Annotated in this window: 15 protein-coding genes; 3 read left to right on the top strand and 12 right to left on the bottom strand. The window is 29.4% G+C overall.

Annotation, left to right across the window (positions count from 1 at the left end; genetic code table 11):
* Window positions 1-22 precede the first annotated feature (22 nt).
* A complete protein-coding gene (locus tag G534_RS0104565) occupies window positions 23-1,627 on the top strand; it encodes a Na/Pi cotransporter family protein (protein WP_034595990.1) in 1,605 nt (534 codons plus the stop codon).
* A gap of 102 nt (window positions 1,628-1,729) precedes the next feature.
* The gene (locus G534_RS0104560; protein ID WP_027348082.1) at window positions 1,730-2,014 is read left to right on the top strand and encodes a hypothetical protein; all 285 of its coding nucleotides are present in this window, start codon (window positions 1,730-1,732) and stop codon (window positions 2,012-2,014) included.
* Between the two features lie 799 nt (window positions 2,015-2,813).
* Here G534_RS0104560 and G534_RS0104555 read toward each other — a convergent pair.
* Genes G534_RS0104555 through G534_RS0104545 form a run of 3 tightly spaced genes read right to left on the bottom strand, consistent with a single transcriptional unit; the run spans window position 2,814 to window position 5,958 of the window.
* Window positions 2,814-4,190: a glycoside hydrolase family 1 protein gene (locus G534_RS0104555; protein WP_027348081.1), complete on the bottom strand. Its 1,377-nt coding sequence runs from the start codon at window positions 4,188-4,190 to the stop codon at window positions 2,814-2,816.
* Entirely contained in the window at window positions 4,187-5,083 is an 897-nt protein-coding gene (locus tag G534_RS0104550) for an ROK family protein (RefSeq protein WP_027348080.1), read from the bottom strand. Before G534_RS0104550 ends, G534_RS0104555 begins: the two co-directional genes overlap by 4 nt.
* Complete coding sequence (locus tag G534_RS0104545; RefSeq protein WP_027348079.1) at window positions 5,071-5,958, bottom strand: ROK family protein; 888 nt, start codon at window positions 5,956-5,958, stop codon at window positions 5,071-5,073. The genes G534_RS0104550 and G534_RS0104545 overlap by 13 nt, the downstream gene beginning before the upstream one ends.
* Window positions 5,959-6,006: 48 nt before the next feature.
* Between G534_RS0104545 and G534_RS0104540 the strand changes: the two genes are divergently transcribed.
* On the top strand, window positions 6,007-6,750 hold the full coding sequence (locus G534_RS0104540; RefSeq protein WP_027348078.1) for a MurR/RpiR family transcriptional regulator: 744 nt from the start codon (window positions 6,007-6,009) through the stop codon (window positions 6,748-6,750).
* Window positions 6,751-6,754: 4 nt separating this feature from the next.
* On the opposite strand, the gene G534_RS0104535 is transcribed toward G534_RS0104540, so the two are convergent.
* The 9 genes from G534_RS0104535 to G534_RS07900 form a co-directional block, all read right to left on the bottom strand.
* Window positions 6,755-8,035 (bottom strand): glycoside hydrolase family 125 protein, encoded by a 1,281-nt coding sequence (locus tag G534_RS0104535; RefSeq protein WP_027348077.1) that lies wholly within the window; start codon window positions 8,033-8,035, stop codon window positions 6,755-6,757.
* Window positions 8,035-10,668, bottom strand: a complete 2,634-nt coding sequence (locus tag G534_RS07910; RefSeq protein ID WP_034595988.1) for an alpha-mannosidase — start codon at window positions 10,666-10,668, stop codon at window positions 8,035-8,037. Before G534_RS07910 ends, G534_RS0104535 begins: the two co-directional genes overlap by 1 nt.
* A 107-nt stretch (window positions 10,669-10,775) precedes the next feature.
* Window positions 10,776-12,260 carry a type 2 periplasmic-binding domain-containing protein gene (locus tag G534_RS0104525; RefSeq protein ID WP_027348076.1) on the bottom strand — a complete coding sequence of 495 codons (1,485 nt, stop codon included), beginning with the start codon at window positions 12,258-12,260 and terminating at the stop codon, window positions 10,776-10,778.
* A gap of 276 nt (window positions 12,261-12,536) precedes the next feature.
* Complete coding sequence (locus G534_RS0104520; protein ID WP_027348075.1) at window positions 12,537-13,454, bottom strand: carbohydrate ABC transporter permease; 918 nt, start codon at window positions 13,452-13,454, stop codon at window positions 12,537-12,539.
* A 12-nt stretch (window positions 13,455-13,466) separates the two neighbouring features.
* The gene (locus tag G534_RS0104515) at window positions 13,467-14,411 is read right to left on the bottom strand and encodes an ABC transporter permease (protein ID WP_027348074.1); all 945 of its coding nucleotides are present in this window, start codon (window positions 14,409-14,411) and stop codon (window positions 13,467-13,469) included.
* Window positions 14,389-15,081, bottom strand: a complete 693-nt coding sequence (locus G534_RS0104510; protein ID WP_027348073.1) for a hypothetical protein — start codon at window positions 15,079-15,081, stop codon at window positions 14,389-14,391. The genes G534_RS0104515 and G534_RS0104510 overlap by 23 nt, the downstream gene beginning before the upstream one ends.
* On the bottom strand, window positions 15,081-16,181 hold the full coding sequence (locus G534_RS0104505) for an ABC transporter ATP-binding protein (protein WP_027348072.1): 1,101 nt from the start codon (window positions 16,179-16,181) through the stop codon (window positions 15,081-15,083). The genes G534_RS0104510 and G534_RS0104505 overlap by 1 nt, the downstream gene beginning before the upstream one ends.
* A gap of 321 nt (window positions 16,182-16,502) precedes the next feature.
* Window positions 16,503-21,290: a beta-N-acetylglucosaminidase domain-containing protein gene (locus G534_RS08430; RefSeq protein WP_027348071.1), complete on the bottom strand. Its 4,788-nt coding sequence runs from the start codon at window positions 21,288-21,290 to the stop codon at window positions 16,503-16,505.
* Window positions 21,280-24,903: a glycoside hydrolase family 2 TIM barrel-domain containing protein gene (locus G534_RS07900; protein WP_027348070.1), complete on the bottom strand. Its 3,624-nt coding sequence runs from the start codon at window positions 24,901-24,903 to the stop codon at window positions 21,280-21,282. Before G534_RS07900 ends, G534_RS08430 begins: the two co-directional genes overlap by 11 nt.
* Window positions 24,904-25,217: the final 314 nt, after the last annotated feature.

Here is a 25,217-nt window from a genome sequence, read left to right as displayed (position 1 = left end):
GATAATTAATTCGGAGGCGCACATGTTAGAAATAACTACGCTCTTTGGTGGATTCGCTTTATTCTTATTTGGAATGAATCAAATGGGTAAAGGACTTGAACTTCTTGCGGGTAATAAACTTCAAAACATTCTTGAAAAACTAACCAGCAATAAGTTTCTCGGAGTTTTGATTGGTACAATTGTTACTGCTATCACTCAATCATCTTCAGCAACCACAGTTATGACCGTTGGTTTTGTTAACTCTAAAATCCTTACACTTAAACAAGCGATTTATATCATCATGGGAGCAAATATCGGTACAACCGTAACCGGTTTAATATTAACTTTAAACGTTGAAGCAATAGCTCCTATAATAGCTTTCATCGGAATGGTGATGATGCTATTCATGACAAGACGTAAATACAAATATTCAGGAACAATTTTATTTGGATTTGGTGTTTTGTTTATGGGAATGAATATGATGGGTGAAGCTGTATTGCCACTTGCAAACAATCCTTTTTTAAAAGGTCTACTTGAAAAAGCGGGCCATCCTTTATTAGGTATAATTATCGGGGCAATCTTCACAGCAATTATACAATCTTCTTCCGCTACAACTGGTGTACTTATTACATTCGCAAATAATGGGATACTTCCATTCTCTTCTGCATTCTTTATAGTTCTAGGTAGTAATATAGGTACTTGCTTTACATCTATACTTGCAAGTTTAGGTGCAAGCAAAAACGCTAAAAAAGTTGCCGTATCTCATATAACCTTTAACATAATGGGTACAATAATTTTTAGTATATTTGCAATAATATTCCCAGTAATTAGTTTTATTGAGTCTTGGACTCCAGTAGTTGCTCAACAAATTGCATTTCTACATACTGTATTTAATATTGTAACTACAATAATTCTTCTTCCATTTACGGATCTTTTAGAAAAAATTGCAAATAATTTAATTCGTGGTAAAGATCCTCGAGATGTAGGATTTAGTCTAATGTATTTAAATGCACAAGCATATAATGATACTATATCTACAATTGCTGGTATTAGACAAGAAACTATAAGAATGTTTAGATATGCTAAGAAAAATCTATTATTATCAACATCAAACTTAATTAATCACGAAGATAATAGATCAGCAGAAATAGAATTTAATGAAGAAGTTATCGACTTCTTAAATACAGAAATTGCTAAAGTCAATGTAAAAGCTATGTCTAACAACTTGAGCAGGGAACAATACAAACAATTATCTTATTATTTGAAAATAATATCAAATATTGAAAGACTTGGAGACTATTCGTATAACATATATAAATTATCTGTAAATATGGCTGATAATGAACTAAACTTCTCTAAAGAAGCTAAAGAAGAAATACAGCTGATGGTTGATAATCTAGAAATATATTTTGATGATATCGAAAAGAGTTTAATGGATAACGAGTTTGATATGAAGAAACTTAGAACTCTCGCTATTAAAATTTCTGATATCGCAGATAAAAATAGAGAAGAATCATTGGAAAGACTTAAATCAGGTAAATCAATAGCTGAAGAAGAACTTGCTTATGATAAACTATACACTTATTTAATGAGACTTCGTGACCATCTACAAAATATACAAAATCAATATTCAACAATATATCAATAAAATTATTTATTTAAAATCTGATGTACTAAAACATCAGATTTTTTTATTGTGTTATAAAAATTAAATATTCGGGTATTTAAATATAAAACATAGGAGGTTTATATGATAGACATTTTAAAAGAAAATTTAGGTAGAGTTATTACTTTAATACAAGAAAAATATGGCGAATTAACAAAAGATGAAGTTTCTCAAATACAAGAAAACCCAAAAAAACTATATGAAATCGTAGAAGATAAATTCGGTATAAAAAAAGAAAAATTAGATGAGTATCTATCAGGAATAGCAGATAAATTAAATCTTTCAAATCCTGATAATCCAACAGATAGTGTGGGTGCCGCATTACAACAAGGTAAAAATATATTTGACGGATATGACCCAAATCTATAGGATAGGATAGTATAAATTAAGATTATAATTAAATTATTAAGTTGAAGAAACGCTGTTGGGGTAAATCCTGACAGCTTTTTTATTTTCACAATTTCTGTTGGGGTAGGAGTAACTACTGACAAATATATTTTTTATTTTCACAATTTCTGTTGGGGTAGGAGTAACTATTGCCAAATATATTTTTTATTAATCGCTTGTTCTGATCAATCAAAATTGTAATGGCTTTAATCCCTTTTTATCATTTTTCTTGACTTTCAGCATAAATGGTACCCTAATTAAATACAATTTCGGTTTTTTCAAAAATATTTTTAATTTCTCAGAATGATTTTGGGCATTTTTCGATTTTTGGAGATTTATTTTTAATTTCTCAGAAAAATTCCTTTGTTTAGTCTGATATTTGCTTTAAAAACATGTATTTGCTACATTTACTTAATAATTTCGATGATTTTTTCTGATTATCACAAATTTTCTTTCAAAAACCTGAAAATCAGCCATTTTTCTTCGGTTTTTGGAGATTTATTTTTAATTTCTCAGAAATGGTCTCTAAGTGGTATCTGTTTTACTGTTAACCCAACCAATATTTGGAGTCTGAGGCATAAGATTGTAAAACTCAATAATAGAGCTTTCCTCAAGGGCTTGTTCTTGACTTTCTAAAGCTTAAAAAATCTTCTGAAAGGATATCCTCCCTCCAACAGATAGTGTGGGTGCCGCATTACAACAAGATAAAAATATATTTGACGGATATGACCCAAATCTGTAATATAAAAAAAACGCATTCAATCGAATGCATTTTTTTGTTTTAAAATCCATTGTTTTTAGAAAGCTCTTTAAACCAATTTCCGGATTTTTTAATCGTTCTTTCTTGAGTTTCAAGATCTAATTCAACTAAACCATATCTATTTTTATAAGCGTTCAACCATGACCAACAATCTATAAATGTCCATAGATGATATCCTACACAATTTGAACCTGCTTCAATACCCTTGTGCAAGAATTCTAAATGTTCTTTAATAAATTCAATTCTATAATCATCTTGAATTTGACCATTTTCTTTGAATCTAAGCTCATCTTCAACTCCCATTCCATTTTCAGTCATTAACCATTCAATATTATTGTAATTATCTCTAATATTTATAGCTATATCATATACTGCATCAGGATATATTTCCCATCCTCTATATTTATTAATCCTTCTTCCAGGCATAATATATGGAGTGAAGAAATATTCGGGCATTACTATAGCATCACTTTTCATTTCATAAGGATTTTCCTTAACCCTCAAAGGTTGATAATAATTAACACCTAAAAAATCAATCCTATTATTCTTGATAATATCGAGTTCCTCATCATTATATTCAGGCATCAAGTTATATTTTGAAATTATTTCTACAAGTTCTTTTGGATAACCCCCATGTATTGAAGGATCTAGAAATGATTTACATTGGAATAAATCTGCAATCCTAGCTGCTTTTAGGTCGCTTGGATTTTGTGACCTTGGATAAGCAGGTGTTAGATTTAATACTATACCTATCTTTGAATCAAGATTATGCTTTCTAAATTTTTCAATCGCTTTAGCTGATGCAAGTTGAGAGTTAAAGGCAGACTGAACCGCTTTCTTTGGATCAACTTCCATTGGATAATGATTTTGATTTAAATACTGCTCTTCCACATGAACAATTGGTTCATTGAAAGTAAACCATCTATCTACAATATCACCAAATAATTCAAAAGCTTTATCTGCATAATTAGCATAATATTCGACTACATCTTTATTTGTCCATCCTCCAATTTCTTGTAAAGATGAAGGCATGTCAAAATGAAATAGATTTACAAAGAGTGTAATCCCTTCTTTTTTTATGCTAGAAAAATAATTTCTATAAAAATCTACAGCTTTTTGATTTATTTCTCCATTACCTTCAGGAATAAGTCTTGCCCAACTAATTGAAGTTCTAAAAGAATTATGTCCTGTTTGTTTTAATAATTTAACATCTTCTTTATAGTTTTCATATATTTTAGTTGTATCTTCAGGACCTATTTTATTATAAAATTTATATGGTTCTTTTCTATACCATAAATCCCAAATACTTTCACCCTTACCATCTTTATGAGCAGCTCCTTCTGATTGGGTTGCTGATGTAGCAGATCCCCAATAGAAATTCTTTGGAAATTGTATCATACTATCTCCTTACTATTTACAAATGCATTATATGCAGCACCTACAATACCTGCATCTTCTCCATATCTTGCAATTTTTAAGTTAACTCTATCTTTTAATCCTTCATATAATTTATTTTTTGTTTTTTCTTTAACCATATCTAATAACCAAGGATTAAACAACACTACTGATCCACCTATATAAAACACCTCTGGTTCAATTATTTGAAGAAGATTTGCTATAGCTCTTGAAAAATGCTCTACCCATAAATCTATTATTTCTATGGCGATAGAATCTTTATCTTCATACAAGTCAAATAATTCTTTAGTGCTAACTTCTCTGTTATACCTTTTTGAAGCTTCAAGTGATAATGCTGTTCCAGAACAAAGACTTTCAAGTGTTCCTTTGTATAATTGCTCATGATGTCTGTCATCATCAGATATTATCATAAGTCCAAATTCTCCAGCATATGCTTTTTTACCTTCCATAAGTTTTCCTTGATACACTATACCGCCACCTACACCTGTACTTACGGTTATAAATACGAGTGTTTCACTTTTATCTTCAATAGCCTGAGCTAAAGCCGCAGCATTTGCATCATTTGTAAGATAAGTTTTCCTACCTGTTAGTTCTTCTATTTTATTTACAAATGGTTTATTACTCCAAGTAGGTAAATTAGGGGCATCCAATATCATACCTTTTTCTAAATCTAAAGGTCCTGGAGTATCGAATCCTACAAGAAGAGCTTTTCTATCTGGATCTATATTATTTATCAAATCCGCTATCTCTTTAATAACTATTTCAAAATCTCTTTTTCCTGTTGAAATAGTTTCTTTCTTTACTATATTAAAATTTTCATCTAATAATGCTACTCTTGCTGATGTTCCTCCTACATCTACTCCTATTGTATACATAATTTTTTCCCCTCTTTTAATTTAATTATTAAATTTACATATGCACCTAATAAATTGTTGTCATTATAGTAAGTTACAGGTTTTATAATCGCTTTAGATTCTTTGAATATCCCTTCATTCATTTTCATTACTAATTCATTAATGAATTTTTCTGATTGACTTATTCCCCCACCAATGTAAATTTCGTCTGGATCAATAACATATGAAATATTGTAGATTCCCATACAAAGATATTGGAACATTTCATTTACTAAGTCATAATATGGACTTTCATTTTCAAAATATAAATCTAGTATTTCATAAGTAGTTTTTTCAATTCCATATTCTTCTATAAGCCTATTTCTTACATTTGGTAATGTCGCAAGTTTTGAAAGATTGGTATATTCTCCTTTATTATTTTTTAAAAGCATATAACCAAACTCTCCAGATTCTAGCTTTCTTCCTTTTTGTAAAACCCCATTATTAATTATGGCTCCACCTATTCCTGAACCAATAACTACAAATGCTACATTTTTATCTTTTAGATTTGAAAAATGCATTTCACATAAAGCAGAACAATTTGCGTCATTTTCAATAGCAACTGGTAAATTAAACTTTTCCTGTAAATGATATGCAAAATTATATTTATGAATGTATTCTAATGCTGATATTCCACCAACATTCCCCGTATTTTCATCCACAGTTCCAGGAGATGATATACCAATTCCTTTTATATCAAATTTTTCGATAGCTTTTTGAGTAGTTTTTTCTAAAGATATTAAAAAATCTTTTAAATTTGATTTAGATTTAATGCTAGTTTTTTTTATTATTTTTTCGTCTTCATTGATAATTGCAACCTTTGTGGCACTACCACCAATATCAAAAAGTAAATACATTTTACCTCCTACCGAATTATTTGCTATAATATTACATAAGGAGAAAATATGGCAAATAAATCATATAATTATATTATGAATATTGTTTCTAGAAACAATGTTTCATTGTCAAATCTTGAGAAATCAATTTTAGAAAAACTCAAAAAAAGTGACTTTAATATAGCTGAATCAGATATCAATACTTTTGCGCATGAGTTTTTTATTTCAAATTCTTCAATAACTAGATTTTCCCAAAAACTTGGATTTAATGGTTTTACTGAATTAAAATACGCTCTAAGTAATGATGATACTTCATTCAATTACATCACTCAAGATAGATACTCTTCTATTATTAACTATATAGATGAATTAGATGATGACATTGTAGAAATTATTCAAAATTTAGATAAATTCAATAAAATAATTGTCGTTGGTATTGGATCTAGTGGATTGTTAGCCAACGAATTTATATATAAACTAGGTGAATTAGGATTATATAATACAGACTACGCTAAAGAACCATATAGAATAGATATGCTCACTGCTAACTTAAAAGAAAACTCTTTAATGATTTGTCTATCCCTATCAGGTGAAAATGATAATATCGTTAAAGGAGCTAAAGCAGCCCGAGATCACAATGCTAAAATTCTTTCAATTTCCGGTGAAAATAATACCCGACTTGAAGAATTATCTGATTATTATATAAAGGTTCCTAATTATTCAACCCATCAATATTCAATTTCTAAAATGGCACCATTATTAATTTACATAGATATAATTTGTGAAATCTATTCACAAAGAGATAAAGCCTAGCCTGCTAGGCTTTTATCATCTTTACTCCTATATATCTAAGTACAGCTTCACAAAATAGTGAATTTGACCATGAGAACCAATCTCTAGTATACTCTTCTGGATTATCCTTATGGAATCCTTCATGCAATAAATTAGTTCCTGCATCAGTTTTTTCAAAATATTCTAAAATTCGTTCTATTTCTTTTCTATCATCTGTTGTCATTGCTTGTATTGATAAAGCAATATGCCAAATATAGTTGTCAGGAGTATGATTTGATCCTACACCTTTAGCAAATTTTCCTTCGAAATATAAAGGATTTTCTTTAGATAAAACAGCATTTCTAGTAGATTGATATAATTTATCATCATTATCAAAATATTCTAAATATGATAGAGAAAGTAAACTTGGCACATTTGCATCATCCATAAATAGTTGATTTCCAAGTCCGTCTACTTCGTATGCTAAAATTTCACCATGTTCTTTAGATTCCATTAATGCAAAGTCTTTAATCCCTTTGTCAATTTCATTCGCAAGTCTTTCCATTTTTGCTATTAATTCATCATCATTTATTGATTTTATTTCTGATAAAACTTTTGAAAGTCGTCTAAGTGAAACTACAGTAAAAGCATTTGCTGGTACTAAGTATTGATAAACACAGCTATCATCGCTTGGTCTAAATCCTGTCCAGCTCATACCTGTATATCCTACAGGAGTTCCATTTTTTCCACCTCTTAGTGTGTCAGTAGGAGCCCATGCTTCAGGTCTTTCAAAATAGTATGGAGATTTTGAATGATCTTGTTCAAGCTCTATTTGATCAACTAAAATTCTTAACACTCTTAAAAAATCTTCATCAAAAAATGATTCATCTTTTGTTTTTTCATAGTACAAGTGTGCAATCTGCATAATATATGCTAATGAATCAAGCTCATATTTTCTTTCCCATACCCATGGATTGTGTTCTGTAATATCGTACTTATTCCACTCTTTACCACTTGCTGTCTCATTAAAAGCATTAGCATAAGTATCTTTTTCAATACTAAACCATTGTCTTTTTAATACTTTTTTAATTAAATCATTTGCTCCATCATTATCAATATAAAAGAGAGGTCTGATTTGCCCTGCTGAATCTCTTAGCCACATAGCGTCTATATCCCCTGTAATTACAAAGGCATCATCTCTATCTGTTATTTTTATCGTTGTAGTAAATGTGTTATTTATTGCTGTTTCAAACATCTTTTTTATTTTGTCCGAAACCATATCTGAATTATTTACTTTATCAATTAATCCTTGAACTAATTCTTTCACTATTCCTCCATTTTTAATGTTCTAATTTCAAACGGGTTTAAATAAGATTTATCATATTCGCCTTGATCAACAGCTTTTGTTCCCAAGATATTGTAAAATTCTCCATTTACATTTCCAATTCTATGGGTAATATTATCTGGATTATAAATACGAAGTATCGCTTCTCCATCAAAGTTTCTATAAAGCGTTGAAAAAGTGTTTGATTTTATATCTATATCTACCTTTTTATCCTTCCCTATTTTTGTTCCAGTTTTACCTATTTGTGCTGTAAAATATGGGACTCTATTTCCTATTACTCTTTGCCATGATGAATAATAATCTTTTGCGAAGAAATCTAAATTAAACTTAAATACCATCTCTTTATCCATTAATTGAGAATCTATAGTAGGGAAATGTCCCCAATCTCCCATTTCTCCTGTTGATCTATATAATGTTAGATATAAACCTTCATCTTTTTGTTCATATTCCTGCACACCAATAGTAGATACTGTAAATCCACCATTTTCATCTTTAACCATTACAAATCTATTTAAGTTTTGTGAATAGTCTGGATTTTCCCATGTTTTAGGTGGATATGCTTCTCTTTTTGCAACTTCAAATATACTTTCAGCATATACATTTTCTGTTTCAATATCGTGTCCAAACAATATTCTCAATCTATGATCTTTTGCATTGTTCTTTAGTTTAATTCTCGTATAAATAGTTGGAGAAAGTTCATCTATTGTGATTTTTTTGTACACTATCAAATCAACAGTTTCTTCTGATCTTCCAGATTTTCTTTCTTTTATATCAACCAAATATCTTTGCTCTTCTGCTAATAAATCTTCTGCAGATTTTGGAATTGTAAGTTTTTCATGTATTCTTATTACATAGCCTTTTGTAGTGAGTTTTTCTACGCTATATGAAAGCATTTCACTACTTTTTACTATTTTTTCATCATATGATTGTTTGTAAATATATTCATTACCGATATCTCCGCTATCTTCTAGCATCAATACATTTTTATAAAGTTTGTTTGTTCTTTTATCTTGAATATCAAGTGTAGCATTATCATTTATGTGTACTTTATAATAATTAGTTTCAATATCCCTTGTATTCAATTCTTCTGGTTCGCTATAATATCCTTCTAATTCTTTAAGTCTAAATTCTCTTCTTTCAAAAGGATCTAGTTCTAGCATAAATTTAACTTCTATTTGTCTTGAATAATAACCAATTCTAAACATATTTTCTGGTAAGTCAAATCCAAAGTTTACGCCTAGATCATTAATGAATGTATCATAGCTACCATTATCATCTACTACTTGGAATCTAGGTAATTTTAATGCTTTTAACTCATCTATAATTTCTCTGTATTCAAATCCTCTAAATCTTCTTTTATCAAAATCTATCTTAACGCTAGCAATTTTTCTTTGATGATACGCAGTTGTGTTTACAACTGTAAATACATAATCTTCTTCATATTCATTTATTATATTTTCGCTTAAGTATATTCTAGCTTCATCTTCAAGATAGTCTAAAATTTCTAAACAATCCTTAAATCTTCTAACATTTGTGTCATGAACAGAGTCTATTGAGCAGCCACAAATACTATCATGAGGATGATTATTCATTAAATGTCTATAAACATAGTCAATTTTGGAATATGGATACTTTTCTTTTTCCATAAGCATTGTATAAAGAGGTTGAACCACTTCTTCAAGTCTCATTTCAATATTTTTATTCATCCATTTCAAATCATATCTTGATGATGATGTATTTGTAAGTGTTCCCCATCCATCAGTTGTTTGGCTTCTAAGTTCCCCTTCAACTACATCTAATTCATCAGAATCAACTTCTTCTCCAACTTCTTTAGCATATGTTTCTAGATCTGAATGTACAAATTCATAATCATCATACATTGTGTTTAATTTTTCTATAATTTCACCGATATTTTTTTGAACTGGTGAATGGTCACATCCATTCATAAGCAATAGATGCCTTGTTGAAGCATATTTTTCCATATCTTCAATTTTTTTATCCATATAGGTTCTTAATAAATCAGTTTCATAAGGGATATCTACACCATTACAATACCAGTTTGCAAAAAGTATTCCTAAAACTTTTGAACCATCAGGAGATTTCCAGTAGAGTTCAGAATTTTTAGATGTATAATCTTCAAATACCACATTTGCAAAACCAGTAGCTTTTACCCCTCTACCGAAATATGCATTGTCAATTCCAGCTTTTTTAAGTATTTGAGGAGCTTGACCTATATTTCCAAATGTGTCTGGGAAATAACCTATCTTAGCTGGCACGCCAATTTCTTCAGTTTTTCTCATACCAATTTCAAGATTTCTTACATTAGATTCACCAGATGTTAAAAATGAATCTTGTAATATAAACCAAGGTCCCACTTTAATCTTTCCTTCTCGAACTAATTGATACACAATTTCTCTATTTTGAGGTTTAACTTCTAAATAATCCTCTATAGGTAAATATTGACCATCTAATTGGAAATTTATAAATCTATTATCTTTAGACGCTTCAATAATTCCATCTATTAAATCTACAAGTCTCATTCTATGATTTTCAAATGGTAAATACCATTCTCTATCCCAGTGAGAATGTGATACAATGTGCACTTTCTTTTTCATAATTCCTCCAAAAAATAAAATCCTTTTATAATTCATCCTAGTATTTTTATAAATTATAATATCAGAATAATTTATAAAAAAAGGGCTGTTGCCAGCCCTAAATTTTATTATTGTTCAGCTTTCCAAGCTTCAAATTCTTCTTTTAATTTTTCTACTACTTCGTCAACACCAGCATCTTTAGCTTCTTTAAGCATTACTTCATAAGAAGCGAATCTACCGTTTTGAACGTCTGTCATATGATCATTTGTAGCTGCTCCAACTTGATCCATTTTTTCTTGTAATTCAGCAGATGGTAAGAATCCTAAGTCTGCTGCAGGTATTAATGGTTTGTTGTGACGTTCGATTAAAGCTTGCATTTCTGGTGAATTTACAGCTTCACCTTCTGATGAAGGAATTCTTACGTCATTTGACCATTGATTTTGCCATGGATTCCAAATTTCTTGACCTTCTACCCAAGTAGCTTTTCCGTCTTCTACTGTGTATGTTTCTCCTTCAATACCCCAAGCTAATATATTTTGAATTTGTTCATCAAATTTAGCTTTAGCTATAAAGTCAACTGCTTGTTCTGGATATTTTGTATGTCTGTAAACAGATGTTAATTTACCTTGAACTATGTTTGAGTAAACTACTGTATCTTCAGCAGCAGGTGTCATGTATACAGGTGTTTCATTTTGTTCTGTCCATGTAGAACCAGCACCTGGTTCACCTTCAGCCTTAAATACTAACCATTGATCTGCAGGTTTTTGAGCTTCTTCAGCTTTTTCATATCCTGCTTCAGGATGTAAGTATCCAGCTTCTAAGTATTTAGCTGTTACTTCAAATTTTTCTTTTAACCAATCTTGTTCATATACATTGTTGATTTCATATGAGCCATCTGGTTTAGTAGTGATTAAGTTAATTCTTCTGAATGCTAATCCACCACCACCTCTTAATGGATATTTTTCTGGGAATTTTTCTTTGTAAGCTTTAAGAATTGGTTCTAAACCTTCAATTGTATCGATGTCTTTAACATCTTCAATAGTTTTACCAATTTTTTCTAATTCAGCTACGTTCCAACCATAGTAGTCTCTAGCCATTGGTGTACCGTCAATTATAGTTTGAATACCATATATTCCGCCATTAACTGTAGCACCTTTTAATGAAGATTCAGATAATGATTCTTTCAATTCTGGTTGAGCATCTAGATATGGTGTTAAGTCTAATAATGTTTCTTCGTTAACTAATGTTAAGTAAGGTCCTAACCATGAAGCTGTAGTTGCTAAGTCAAAAATTTCTTCGTCAGCTGCAGCTCCTCTTGCTGATAAACCAACTTTTTCAGCATAGTTGTCCCAACCATAAACGATAAGACTTACATGATATCCAGCATCTAATTCATCTAATCTTTTATTCAATGCTTCTTCAATCTTGTCTTTTCCAGTTCCTCCAGCTAATACCATATATTTAATTACTGGTACATCAGCTGTTTCGCCACCTTCTTTTGATGTTTCAGTATTCGTTTCTTTACCTGTATCACCACCATCTTTTGATGGAGAACATGCAACAAATGAGAATACTAATACTAACGCTAGTAGTAAAGCTACTAATTTCTTCATATCATCCTCCTGATATATTTGTTTTTGATTGTGATAGTCATCTATCATCCTCACAAGATTATTTTACTATTAATTTGAAAGTTTGGCAACGATATCATAACATTAGAATACGTTTTCAAAATTTTACCCTTTGATTTATCGCTCTGCAACTATTTTCATTTTGTAAATAATTTGTAAGATTTTTATTAATCACTAATCATTATATTTTCTGACTTCTAAAAAAAATATCTGCAGAAAAATTTCTAACAGATATTTTTGTTTATATTTAATTTCTAATTATTCTTTAACTGCTCCAAGTGTTAAACCTTGTACGAAGTATCTTTGGAAGAATGGATATGATAAAGCAATTGGTAATGTAGTAATTACTACGATCGCCATTCTTATACCGTCAGAAGGTAAATCCTTCATAACGTCTTTTGCTGCAGAACCCATTTGACTTCCTTTTAGAACAACATTTTCAATAGTTTTTTGTACTTGAATTAGTAGATATTGAAGTGTAGTCCATTCAGAATTAGTTTCAAGATACATCATAGCATTGAACCAGTCATTCCAGTACGCAAGAGTTAGGAAAAGTCCTATTGTTGCAATACCTGGCAATGAAATCGGTAAAACAATTTTGAAGAATATAGAAAACTCTGATGCACCATCAATCATGGCCGCTTCAATTAGTGAGAATGGAACTGATGTTTGGAAGAAAGTTCTCATAACAACTAAATAAAACGTATTAAACATGAGCGGTAATAGTAAAGCAAGAGGATTATCTCTTAACCCCAAGAATCTTATCATTACTATATAGTTAGCAACCATACCACCACTAAATAGCATTGGTATAAAAGCTACCGTATTGAAGAATTTTCTATAAGCAAAATCATTTCTAGACATAGCATACGCATATGTCGTGATAACTCCTAAACCACATATAGTCCCTATAACTGTAACGGCAACTGAGTTTAAGAAGTTTCTTATAATACTTGTCCCACCTGAAAGTAATGTTTTGTACGCTGCTAGTGTAAATTCTGAAGGAATCAATTGATATCCGTGTCTTTGTATAGATTCTTTTGTAGATACGGATATTGAAACTACGTAAAGTAATGGGAATACGCACATTACAGCAACTGCAATTAATATAATATGAAATAATACATTTGTACCATTTGATATAGCTGTACTATCTTTATATTTTCTTTTAGCCATATATCCCTCCTTCTAGTAAATCGCTCTATCAGGGTCATATCTCTTAACAATCTTATTAGCAAAGAATATTAAAGTAAATCCTATTACTGATTGTACAAATGAAATAGCCGCTGATTGACTTATATTTTGACTTTGTATCAATAATTTATAAATATATGTATCGATAACTTCTGAAACATTTCTTAGCGCAGCTGTACCACCACCAGTTATTGGTATGTGATAGAACAAACCGAAGTCTGATCTAAATATTGAACCAAGACCTAAGATAAAGATAATTATAATTACAGGTGTCAACAATGGAACTGTAATATATTTTGCTTGTTGCATCTTTGAAGCACCATCTATAGATGCGGCTTCATATAATGATTTATCAATTCCTGTAAGTGCTGCCAAGTAAATAATTGTATTATATCCCAAGTTCTTCCACACACTTAAGAATGTGAATATGAACGGCCAATATTTTGGTGTTCTATACCAGTCAACTCCTTCCCCGCCAAAGAATGCAATTATTTTATTAACTAAACCTGTTTGTGGACTTAATAATGCATATATTGAATATGAAATAACTATCCATGATAGGAAATATGGTAAGAATGAAGCTGTTTGATAAACTTTAGCCATTCTTTTTTGTAATAATTCATGTAGCATAATAGCTATCAATAATGGAACCACAATATTTAAGATCATAAATACTAGATTATAAAAAATTGTATTTCTTAAAATTAGTCCAGCATCTTTTGAAGTGAAAAATATTCTGAAATTTTTTAATGTCCATTCACTAGCAAATAAACTTGAAATAAAGTCACCTGTAGTGTTTTTGAAATCTTTGAAAGCTATAAGTAACCCAAACATTGGAAGATAACTAAATACCATCATCCAAATAAATCCAGGTATAGTAAATAAAGCAATCTGATTATTACGTTTTCTTCTGTCTCTAGACATTTTTTGCTTTTTCATACTTACTCCTTCTATTTTTTTGATTTTTCTCAATAAGTGTATGCACGTATACTAATATTGCAGATATAGCAGGTATACCTACTACAACTACTAAAAATGGATTAAATTGAAATCTATAAACTAAATATGAAAATGCAACCGCAATTATTATAGAAATAATCCCATACATAAATGTCAATAGTATAGAATTATTTATCATATCCCTTATACTAGTTTTTTCATAAATAGCAAATTGCATATTAGTGTATAAAAGTAATGGAACTAATAAAAGTATTATCATAAAAAATATTAAATAAAATAATTTACTAATCTCTTGAGTCATTATATATACACTATTTAAACCTACATATAATAAGCTTATACAAACCAAATTAAATAAATAATTTAATAAGAATCTATCTACTAACGATTTTAGAAAATAAGGTTTGTAATAATATCCATCTTTAATAAACACTGAATATCCAGCGTATATTGTGCATTTCAAAGCTACTAAATATAATGTAACGAGTGGTATAAAGATTAGCGGAGTTTTAATCATGTCTTCTTTGAATGTTAAATCCACTAACAATAATGGTAGTGCAAATAATATTACAAAGAAAACATTGATTACATAAGCAACCACTTTTTCTGAAAAACTGAAAAACCACTCAACAAACTTTTGCCCGTTCATTAAATTAAACTTAACTCTGTTTCTTTATCAAATAGATGAAGCTTATTAGCATCAATTACTAGATTAAGTTCTTTAACGTCTGTATCAAATTTATTTACATCAACATTTAATTTTGATAAAACTCTTGTTCCTTCAATATCTCCATGAACAATAAATTCATGTCCTAAAAGTTCTACAACACTTACATCCATTTTTAATGTGTTAGAAAGTTCTAGATTTTCTGTAACGAATTCTTCAGCAATAAGTTCTTCTGGTCTCATTCCTAAAGTTACTTCTTTACCTTCATATCCATCAATAATTTCTTGTTTATCTTTAGGGAAAGTAATCTCTAAATTACCTCTCACAAATTTACCATTTTGTATCGCACCATCTATAAAGTTCATTGCTGGAGATCCAATAAATGAAGCTACAAATTTATTTACTGGTTTTTGGTAAATCTCTTTAGGTGTACCAATTTGTTGGATGTACCCTTTATTCATAACAACCAATCTTGTCGCCATTGTCATGGCTTCTGTTTGGTCGTGAGTTACATAAATTGTTGTTGTTCCAAGTTTTCTATGTAATTCGATAATTTCAGATCTCATCTGAACTCTTAATTTTGCGTCTAAGTTGGATAGAGGCTCATCCATTAAGAATACTTGTGCATCTCTTACAATAGCTCTACCTAAAGCTACCCTTTGTCTTTGTCCACCTGAAAGTTGTTTTGGCTTTCTATCTAGCAATTCTTCAATTTCAAGAATTTTAGCAGTATTTCTTACCTTAGCATCTATCTCTTCTTTTGATAATTTGGCAATTTTTAAACCAAATGCCATATTATCATAAACTGACATATGTGGATAAAGAGCATATGATTGAAATACCATAGCTATATCTCTATCCTTAGGTGATACATCGTTAACTAATTTTCCATTGATGTATAATTCTCCACCTGATATTTCTTCAAGACCAGAAACCATACGTAAAGTTGTTGTCTTCCCACATCCTGAAGGACCTACAAATACTATAAACTCTTTGTCTTTAATATCTAAATTAAAATCATAAACTGCTTGAAAACCGTTGTCATATATCTTTTGAATATTATCAAACTTTAATGTTGCCATAGTTTTCCTCCTACTTTTTTATATCATTACAATTATATACCTAAAAAAAGGTTTTCACAAATTCCTGTTATATTTAGGTTTTTTTTTTATAATTTGACTATTTTTTTACAATTTTAGGAAATTGTTTTCAATAAATCACAGATTTCTCTATAATACCTAATTTCAAAACCAGTATAAAAATTAATAAATAACTTTTGTTTCTCTCTAATTTTACTCACTATTGCTCATCTATAATATATATGTTTATCGAAATAATAACTATATTGTATGAATATAGTTTCAAAAATCGGTGCATCTGAAAATTTGATACACCGATTTATTCTATACAAAGTATTCAATTATTTTGTCTATAACTTTTGTTCCTGACGTTGCTATAAGCTGTGTTGCCGGGAACTCTTGTGTTCTTGTTTCAACCATAAAGCTCTTTGATTTTAATAAAGAATCATTTGCAGATTGAGTTAAATCTTCAATAACATCTTTATCATAATCCATTCTTTCATATAAATATCTTTCTAGTAAATATTTAGACGCTAAGGATTTGTAATAAAGTGAACTTATATATGGATGTAGGTCTTCCTTCAAACCTTCAAACTTTGTAAATTTCAAGTATTTTTCGATTGAATTCATTATATTTTCAAATTTTTCAATCAATTCTTTTAGATAATACTCATATTGGTTTGAATTGTTTTCTATTCTAATTAGAAGTTCTTCAAATAATTTTTGTATTTCTTTAGATTCTTCCAATCCTTCAATTCCACCATTATCAGCACTTGACATATGAGTTGCTATTTCTAAAAGATAGTCTGCAGTTTCATTTTCAATATGCTTAAATGAATCCCTCCATGATTTTTCGTAATCAAAACTTTCTGTATTCCAACTATAATCACAAGTTTGGAATATCGCAGGAAACGAAGCATAAGCCTCTTGCATTGGATTTGTAACCGTACCTACAATATTTGTAACACCTTTGTGATACATCTCTGCTTTCCCCATAAATACACGAATAGTCTCTTTTCTATCTATATCATTTACTGGCCAATTCATCCAAAATAGAGGATCTCTTCTAAATCCAATATTTGTTTCTTTAGTTTTGAATCCATTAATTGCAGATTGAGTAATAGGCGCACAGGTGATATCTCCTGTAAACATTACTTGTACATCATTTGGAAATTCTTTTGAATAAATATCAAGTTCATCCGCATCAAATCCCCAATCAACTAATACATAGCTAGCTGGTACAAATACAAAATCATAGACATCTCCCTTTTCTCTACCCCATTTTGAAACTTCCTTCATCACTTTTACTACCGTTTCTTTAGGAAGTTTTCCTACATCATCTCCAAGAACTCCAAATTGTCTTACTCCACAATCATAAAGTTGATTAAATTTATCTAAAAGCTTAACTACACTTTCTTCAAAATTATCTTCATCTATAGGACTTGAATCTTTCTTAAAAGGGGAAATCGTCCATACATATCTTGTCTTTATTGATTCTCCAAGTCTTGCAAGTTTTGAAATTTCTTCAAGTTCTTCCTGTGGATACAATTCATACCATTTATCTCTATGATAAGGATCGTCTTTTGGCGCAAATATAAATACATTTCCTTTAAACTCTGATGTGAATTTCATTATATCTGCACGTTTTTTATTTCCCCAAGGAATTCCATAATATCCTTCAATTACACCTCTGATTTTTTGATTCGCAAAATCTTGTATTTCTACTTTTCTAAGTAATTTATCACTCCCAATTTGAGATAATATTTGATCAAGTGTAAGTAGTGCGTAATATGCTGCATCATTATTTATAGCTACTATATTGATTTCTTTATCAATCTTTAATTCATACGCATCAAATTCATTTGAAAACTCTTCATCAATTTTGATATTTACCTTTAATTCACCTTCGCCATATTTATCTATTAATGAATTAAGTTTAGCCTCAACATATTTATCAGTACAAATGTTTCCAATAGATAAACCATTAAATTCAATAAGTTTATTTAAATAATTTATATGTTGAACTTTTGGAACTATATTATATTCGAAATTTTCGTTATCTTTATTGAATACATCTAAATTAAATTCTCTATACACAATCTCTATCCTATCTCCATTTAAATCAGTTGCTCTTTCATAAGCTATCGCAAATCTATCTTCAGATATTTGCTCAATACTTGAATATCCAAAGAATCCTTGTTCTAGTAAATAGCTGTTTACGAATTTAAATTCTTCCCCATCAAATTCTAGTAAATTTATCTTTCCATTCAATCTTAAGAAATTACCATTTGTAGATGGTGACGAAACTAGTAAATATTCTTTTCCTTCTTTTTCAAAAAGTAAAGTCCCCATTTGACACCAAGATTGTGATTTAAAATCTACATCTTTAGTATAATTTCTAAAAGATTCTCCATTATCTTTTGAAACTATTTCTTCAAAAGTTCTTGGAAGTCCTGTTTTATAGTTTCTAATTATAAGTCTTAAATCTCCATTTGCGTGTTTTACAAGTGATGATTCGCCAGTTTGATATGTTTCATCATAAGACTCATTAATATTTATAACTTTTTCATTAATCATTCTTTCATCATTTACAGAAGCTTTCCTTTCCCAAGTTTTACCTTGATCATCAGAAACAATTAAACATGAAGATTGTCTATTATTTTTATCTGTAAAATACGCTGGAAATACCAATCTTCCATCGCTAAGCTCATATCCTCTTGATGGTGACACACCCATAAATCTCATATAGTCTTCTTTAATATATTTATTTAACATTCTAAGATTTTTCCAAGTCTTACCATCATCATCTGAATGTGTAACAAGTATATGACTTACTTTTCTAAGCTCCAATGGACCATTTCCCACAAATATATTTCCAAGCATCATATCTCCGTGGAAAATATCTCCCATTCTCTTAAATGGTTGGTTTTCATCAGTAAAAATAGTAAATGAAGTATCTTCTCCGTCCATAGTTTTAACTTTATTACCATCAAGATATAGCACTTCCCCATTTTTATCTAAAAGCTCTAAATATTTTTTTCCATTTATTTCTTCATACCCACTTCCATGTTCACCACTTTTATCAAAGTATCCATTGGAATTTGGAAATGCGGTTACAAATAAAAATATTCTACCTGTAGTCTTGCTCTGCAATATGGAAGAATCTATAGTAAATCCAGAAATTTCATTATCTTTAATATCTGGCAAATCGATAACTCTTACTTGCTTATCAAAATCTTTTCCTTTTTCTTTTCTTCTTATTACAGTATCTATATCTCCCCAATCCATAATAACATTGTTTCTTCTATCCGAAACTAAAAGCAAAGTATCATCAATTGTTTTATACAACAATGGAATTCTGTAAAATTTTGAATCATCCATTCCTGGATAGTATAAAACTTCTGGCTCAGTTATATCAGTGTTAGGAAATGTTTTTTTTATCTTCTTTACAAGTTTTTCGAAGAATGGATTAATATATAATGTTCCACTTTCTGTCTTAAGAATCTTAGATTTATCAGGATTTACATATATATAATGCTTATTAGCTTCATTTAACTTTTCCATTCCTTTATTGTATAAATATTTCGATAATTTCTCGTTGTCATTATAAGAATCAACAGCATCTATTAGATAATTTGCTGCTTCTAACTTCTCTTTTAAATTTAGTACAAAAGGTTCTAAATCTTTTTTAAGTTTTTCATTTTCTGCAAAATCTAAATATCTTGAACATGAACTTATAATATATTCAAATTCTTCTTTTATTTTTTCTAAATTTGCATCATCAATATCTTTAGATAATAATTCTTTAATATCTTCAGATTCCTCAAGACCATAAATCCCTTTATCATCTTGATTTGACATATGTCTTGAAATTACTCCTAATTCATAATTCATATCAGCTTCAAGAATCTTCAATGCCTCTTTATGATTTGATACACTATCAAATGCTTCGATATTCCAGCCATAGTCAGAAATGCCAAATAATGCAATGAGTGAAGCATACGCTTCTTGCATTGGATTAGTAAGCGCCCCATATAAGTTATCTACCATATTATCTAGCATCGACATCTTGCCAAGATGAAGCTTTCTATAATCAGGATCTATATCATTAACGGGGAAATTTAGCCAGAAAAGTGGATCTTTTCTCACTAAATCATCACTATCTTTTGTCTTATACTGCTCTAAATCTTTTTTATTAATAGGTGCACAAACTTTTTGACCTGTATGGAATAGATGTACATCGTCTGGGAATTCTCTTTCATATGCATTGATTTCATTTGCATCCCAAAATTCTTTGCTTAAATTATATGCTCCAGGGCAATACACGAAATCTCTGACATCATCTTTTGTATTTTTCCATTTTGAAAGCTCATTCATCATCATCACTGGAATTTTTGGATCAAGTCCTCCGACATCATCACCAAGAACACCAAACTGTCTAACCCCTACATTATAAAGTTGCTCAAATTTAGCAATTATTTTTTCTATAGATTCATCAAAATTATCTAAATTTATAGTCTTTTGATAAAATGGTGCAATTGTCCATACAAAATAGTTTTTATATTTATTACCTTGATTTGCAAGTTTACCTATTTCTTCTAATTTTTCTGCATCATATAGTTCAAACCACTTTTCTCTATGATATGGATCATCCTTTGGAGCATAAATAAAAGCATTATTTTTATATCTACCACCAAATTCAATGATGTCCATTCTTGCTTGAAAACTATATGGAATTCCATAATAACCTTCAATCATTCCTCTCATTTTAAGTGATGGATAGTCTTCTATGCTTAATTTTTCAATCTTATTACTATCAAGCTCAAGCAATCTTTCAATAGTAACAATAGCATAAAACGCCATATCTTCGTCTGAAGCTTCTATATTTACTTCATTAGAGATTTCCATTTTATATATATTATCTAAATCTCTATCAATTTCAATATTTACTATTAATTCTTTTTGTCCATTATATCTAGAATTTATTTCATCAATTTTTTCAATTATAGCTTTATCGTCAATATCATTTATATTAAACTTAATATTGTCAAAATCTATAAATTCATCATGATATACTATTTTTTTTGGCGTTGGGTAAATCCTATTTTTCATTTGCTTCTCCTAGTTTAATATAGTAAATCCTTTCTGTTAGATTTGCTTCATCTATTACAATTATTCTAAATTCTCCATCTATTTCTTCTGGTTTTATAATTGTATAAGATGCATTATTGGTAACTTTTACCTCTATCTCTGGTATATGATTAGTATTTATAGGTATATGATTAGTATTTATATGATAGACTCTTTTCTCTTTATTAAACCCTTCTAATTCTTTTCCATCTACGAAAATTTCTAAATCAAAATCATATTTAGATTTTGCAATATCTCCATATGCTTCAAGTTCACTTATCCCAATGGCTCTATCTTCACTAGCTTCCATATCAATTCTTATCGAAAAAGTTGAGACATCCTCGATTTTTATATTTATAAATCTATCATCTTCAAATTGTTCAAGTATTTTTACTTCTTCAAAATTTTTTAAATCATTTAATTCATGATTATTAGGAATATTTGCGTAATTATTTGGAATTGTTATTTCATTTTTTGTAAAATATCTAATCGTAAATTTTTCTGGCTTAGATGTTTCTCCATCTTCAAAAAATGCAATTCTTATATTGGAAATACTATGTTTTTCAAGTTTCCCAGCTCTTCCAAATATTATTCCAACATAATCGTCTGCCCTTTTTTCTTTAGAAATATTACTCCATCTATCTATATAATTTTTATCATATGAAGTAACTCCATTATTTATTGCAAGAATTGAATCTTCTCCATCTTCATTAGTATATGATGCAAATCCAGCTGGAATTTCTGATCCATTCCATGCTTCGGCATAATTATAACTTCTTATTACATCCGTACTCTCTCTTAAATAAAGTTTTGATACAAAACCGTCAACTTTTGCTTCATATTCTAAATCAGAAATTTTATCCCATTTTTTTATTTTCTTTTCTATCTTCTCTCCATTTAGATTATAAATCTCAGTTGAAAGAGGAAGTAAAGGTTCTGATCCTTCTTTTATTGCCATTGAAAAGTTTTTAGCTTGTACAAATTTATCCTTTGTTACTCCAGCTATTGAAATTTCCTTATCAGATAAATCTATATTAATTTCATCGATAAGTTTTTCTTCAAAATTTTTCTTTAATTCTACTGCTTGAAGTTCAATTATAGCTTTTTCTAAACCTTCTGATTTTGCTATCACGCTAAACTCGTCTTCAAATGGTTTTACAATTATTAGTCCTTTACCACTAAATGCTTTTCTTCTAAATTTTCCGTCTTTATCAGCTTTATATCTTTCTTGTGATGCAGCATTTCCGTTATCTACACCTAATATTTCACAGCCATATGCTTCAAACTCAACTAAATTCTCAGCTGTTGGTACAAGATTTCCATCTTCATCAAGTATTTCAAATATTATAAATGAAGAATTTCCTTTTAATATTTCGCTATCTTTCAATAGATTAATCTTATAAGCGTCTCCAGATGTTACCACTTTATCTGAAGCGATTAATTTTTGATTTGTTTTTAAATCATCACTATCTTCAAATGCTTTTGCTTCTAAAACTCCAGCTTCATATGGAACTAGCCATTCTAGATAAAGTTCATCTTCTTTTTCACCCTCATAATATTTAAATCCATATGAAGTTGTTTTTTCATTAAAAGATTTTACTCCTTGAGATTTTCCATTTAAAAATAGTTCTGCATTTTTTAAATTCGAATAAACTCTTACTGGAATTTTATTATCATCTCTTTTGATATCTGTACCTTGTTCTTTTAATTTATCTCTATCTTCAAAATTCCAATGTGGAAGGATTTTTATAAATGGATCTTCTTTTTTATCTACCCATTGAGATTTATAGAAATAGTAATCCATCTTTGGTAATCCACATGTATCAAATATCCCAAAATATGATGATTTAGATGGAGCTCCTAGATTTTCTTCATTATGCCAAGGTGTTGGTTCTCCAATATAATCAAATCCAGTCCAAATAAACTGTCCAGCATACGCCTTATTATCCCTATCATGTATCCATGATTGAATCGCAGTTCTACCCCATCCCACTCTATCATTTCCATAATCGGACATTTGATATTTTCTATTTGGTTTGTCAGGACTTCCTGTTGCAATATTATCTTTTTTTGCAGGATTATAAAATACTCCTCTACTTTTAACTGCTGAAGAAGTTTCAGCACCATATAGCAACCAATTAGGTCTATTTTTTCTTATCTCATCAAAGTTATGTTCAGCATAATTTAATCCTACTGCATCATGTAAATCTGAAGTTTTAACATGAATGAAATCACCAAATTTACCAACGAATCCATTTTCTCCAATTGTAGTGTATCTGGAATCATCAATCTCTTTTATAGCATCAACTAAGAATTTTGTTAGTTCTATTCCGTAATCAACCTTAGTCTCCCATATTTCATTTCCAGTTGACCACATAATTATTGATGGAGAGTTAATATCACGTTTAACCATTTTTTGAATATCATATTTGGCCCATGTAATTTCATTTTCAAATTCATCTTTTGTAACTTGTTTGTGGAAAAATCTGTTATAATCAAATTCTTTTTTTCTATTTCCACTCCATGTGTCGAATGCTTCTTCTATAACTAAAAATCCCATTTCATCGCACAATCTAATAAATTCTTTTGATTGTGGATTATGCGATGTTCTAATAGCATTTACACCCATATCTTTTAGTTTTTTAAGTTTTCTTATTTCAGATGGAGTATCTTGAATAGCACCTAAAGCTCCATTATCATGATGCAAACATACCCCTTTAAATTTAATATATTTACCATTTAAGAAAAAGCCTTCTTCGCTATCCCAATCTATATATCTAAATCCAAATCTTGTAATCTGACTGTCTATTATTTTTCCTTCAGATATTAATTCTGCCTTTAAATAATATAGATATGGATTTTCAATACTCCAAAGATTACAATCATCAATTTCAAACTTGCTTTCAACTATTTTTTTGGAGTGTTTTTCAATATTTATTTCTTCTGTTTTTTCTAATAGTAGCTCTTCATTATCTTTATTAATGACTGAATATTTAATACTGAAACTTTTATCAGTAGAATATTTATTATTTATTAAAAATGATACATTTTTCTTTGCATAATTATCATCAATAAAATCATCAGTAATTTTAGTTTCATCATCTTCTATAAATAATTTATTTCTTACAATTAATTCAACATTTCTATAAATTCCAGATCCTGAATACCATCTTGATGAAGGCTGTCTATGTTCAACTTTTACAAATAATTCATTTTTACCTTCATGTACGAAATCGGAAATATCATAATATTGATCCAAATATCCAAATGGATAATTTCCTAAAAAATGCCCATTTATCCATACGCTAGAATCCATATAGATTGCACCGAAGTGAATTGTAATATTATTTCCAATCGTATCTCTATCTAAATCAAAACTCTTTTTGTAATATCCAAATCCACCATCAATTAATCCACCTTCATTTCTTGCTAATGATTTCATATTGAAATCTAAATATATGCTCCAATCATGAGGTAAATTTACACTTTGCCATTTATTTGTTGAGTCAATCCATTTTGAAAATTCTTTAAAAGACATATCTTCTCCTCTAAAAAACTTCCAATCTTTATTAAAATCCAAGTATTTTTTAGCCATAATACACTCCTTGTATAATGAACACATAGTAATTAGTGTTCTTTTTTTCTTTTTACTATATGATAAGTATAGGCTTGTGGATTGGTTATCACTCCTATAGCTTTGACTATTTTTTAAAGGCTCCAACCACAATTCTATGTTTATTTGTTTATGAGTTAGATAACGCTATGACGTTTTATCTCGAGCAAGGTTACGATACATAGATTTTTGTGGATAACCACAGCCAATTTATTTGAAAGGATGGTTTTTATGTTTCTTGTTGGTATCGATGTTGCTAAAGATAAGCATGATTGTTTTATTTGTGATTCTGAGGG

Source organism: Helcococcus sueciensis DSM 17243 (assembly GCF_000423145.1).
In the GTDB taxonomy this organism is placed as follows: Bacteria; Bacillota; Clostridia; order Tissierellales; family Peptoniphilaceae; genus Helcococcus; species Helcococcus sueciensis.
The sequence above is the reverse complement of the archived record's forward strand: the minus strand, read 5'-3'. Positions and strand labels throughout refer to the sequence as shown.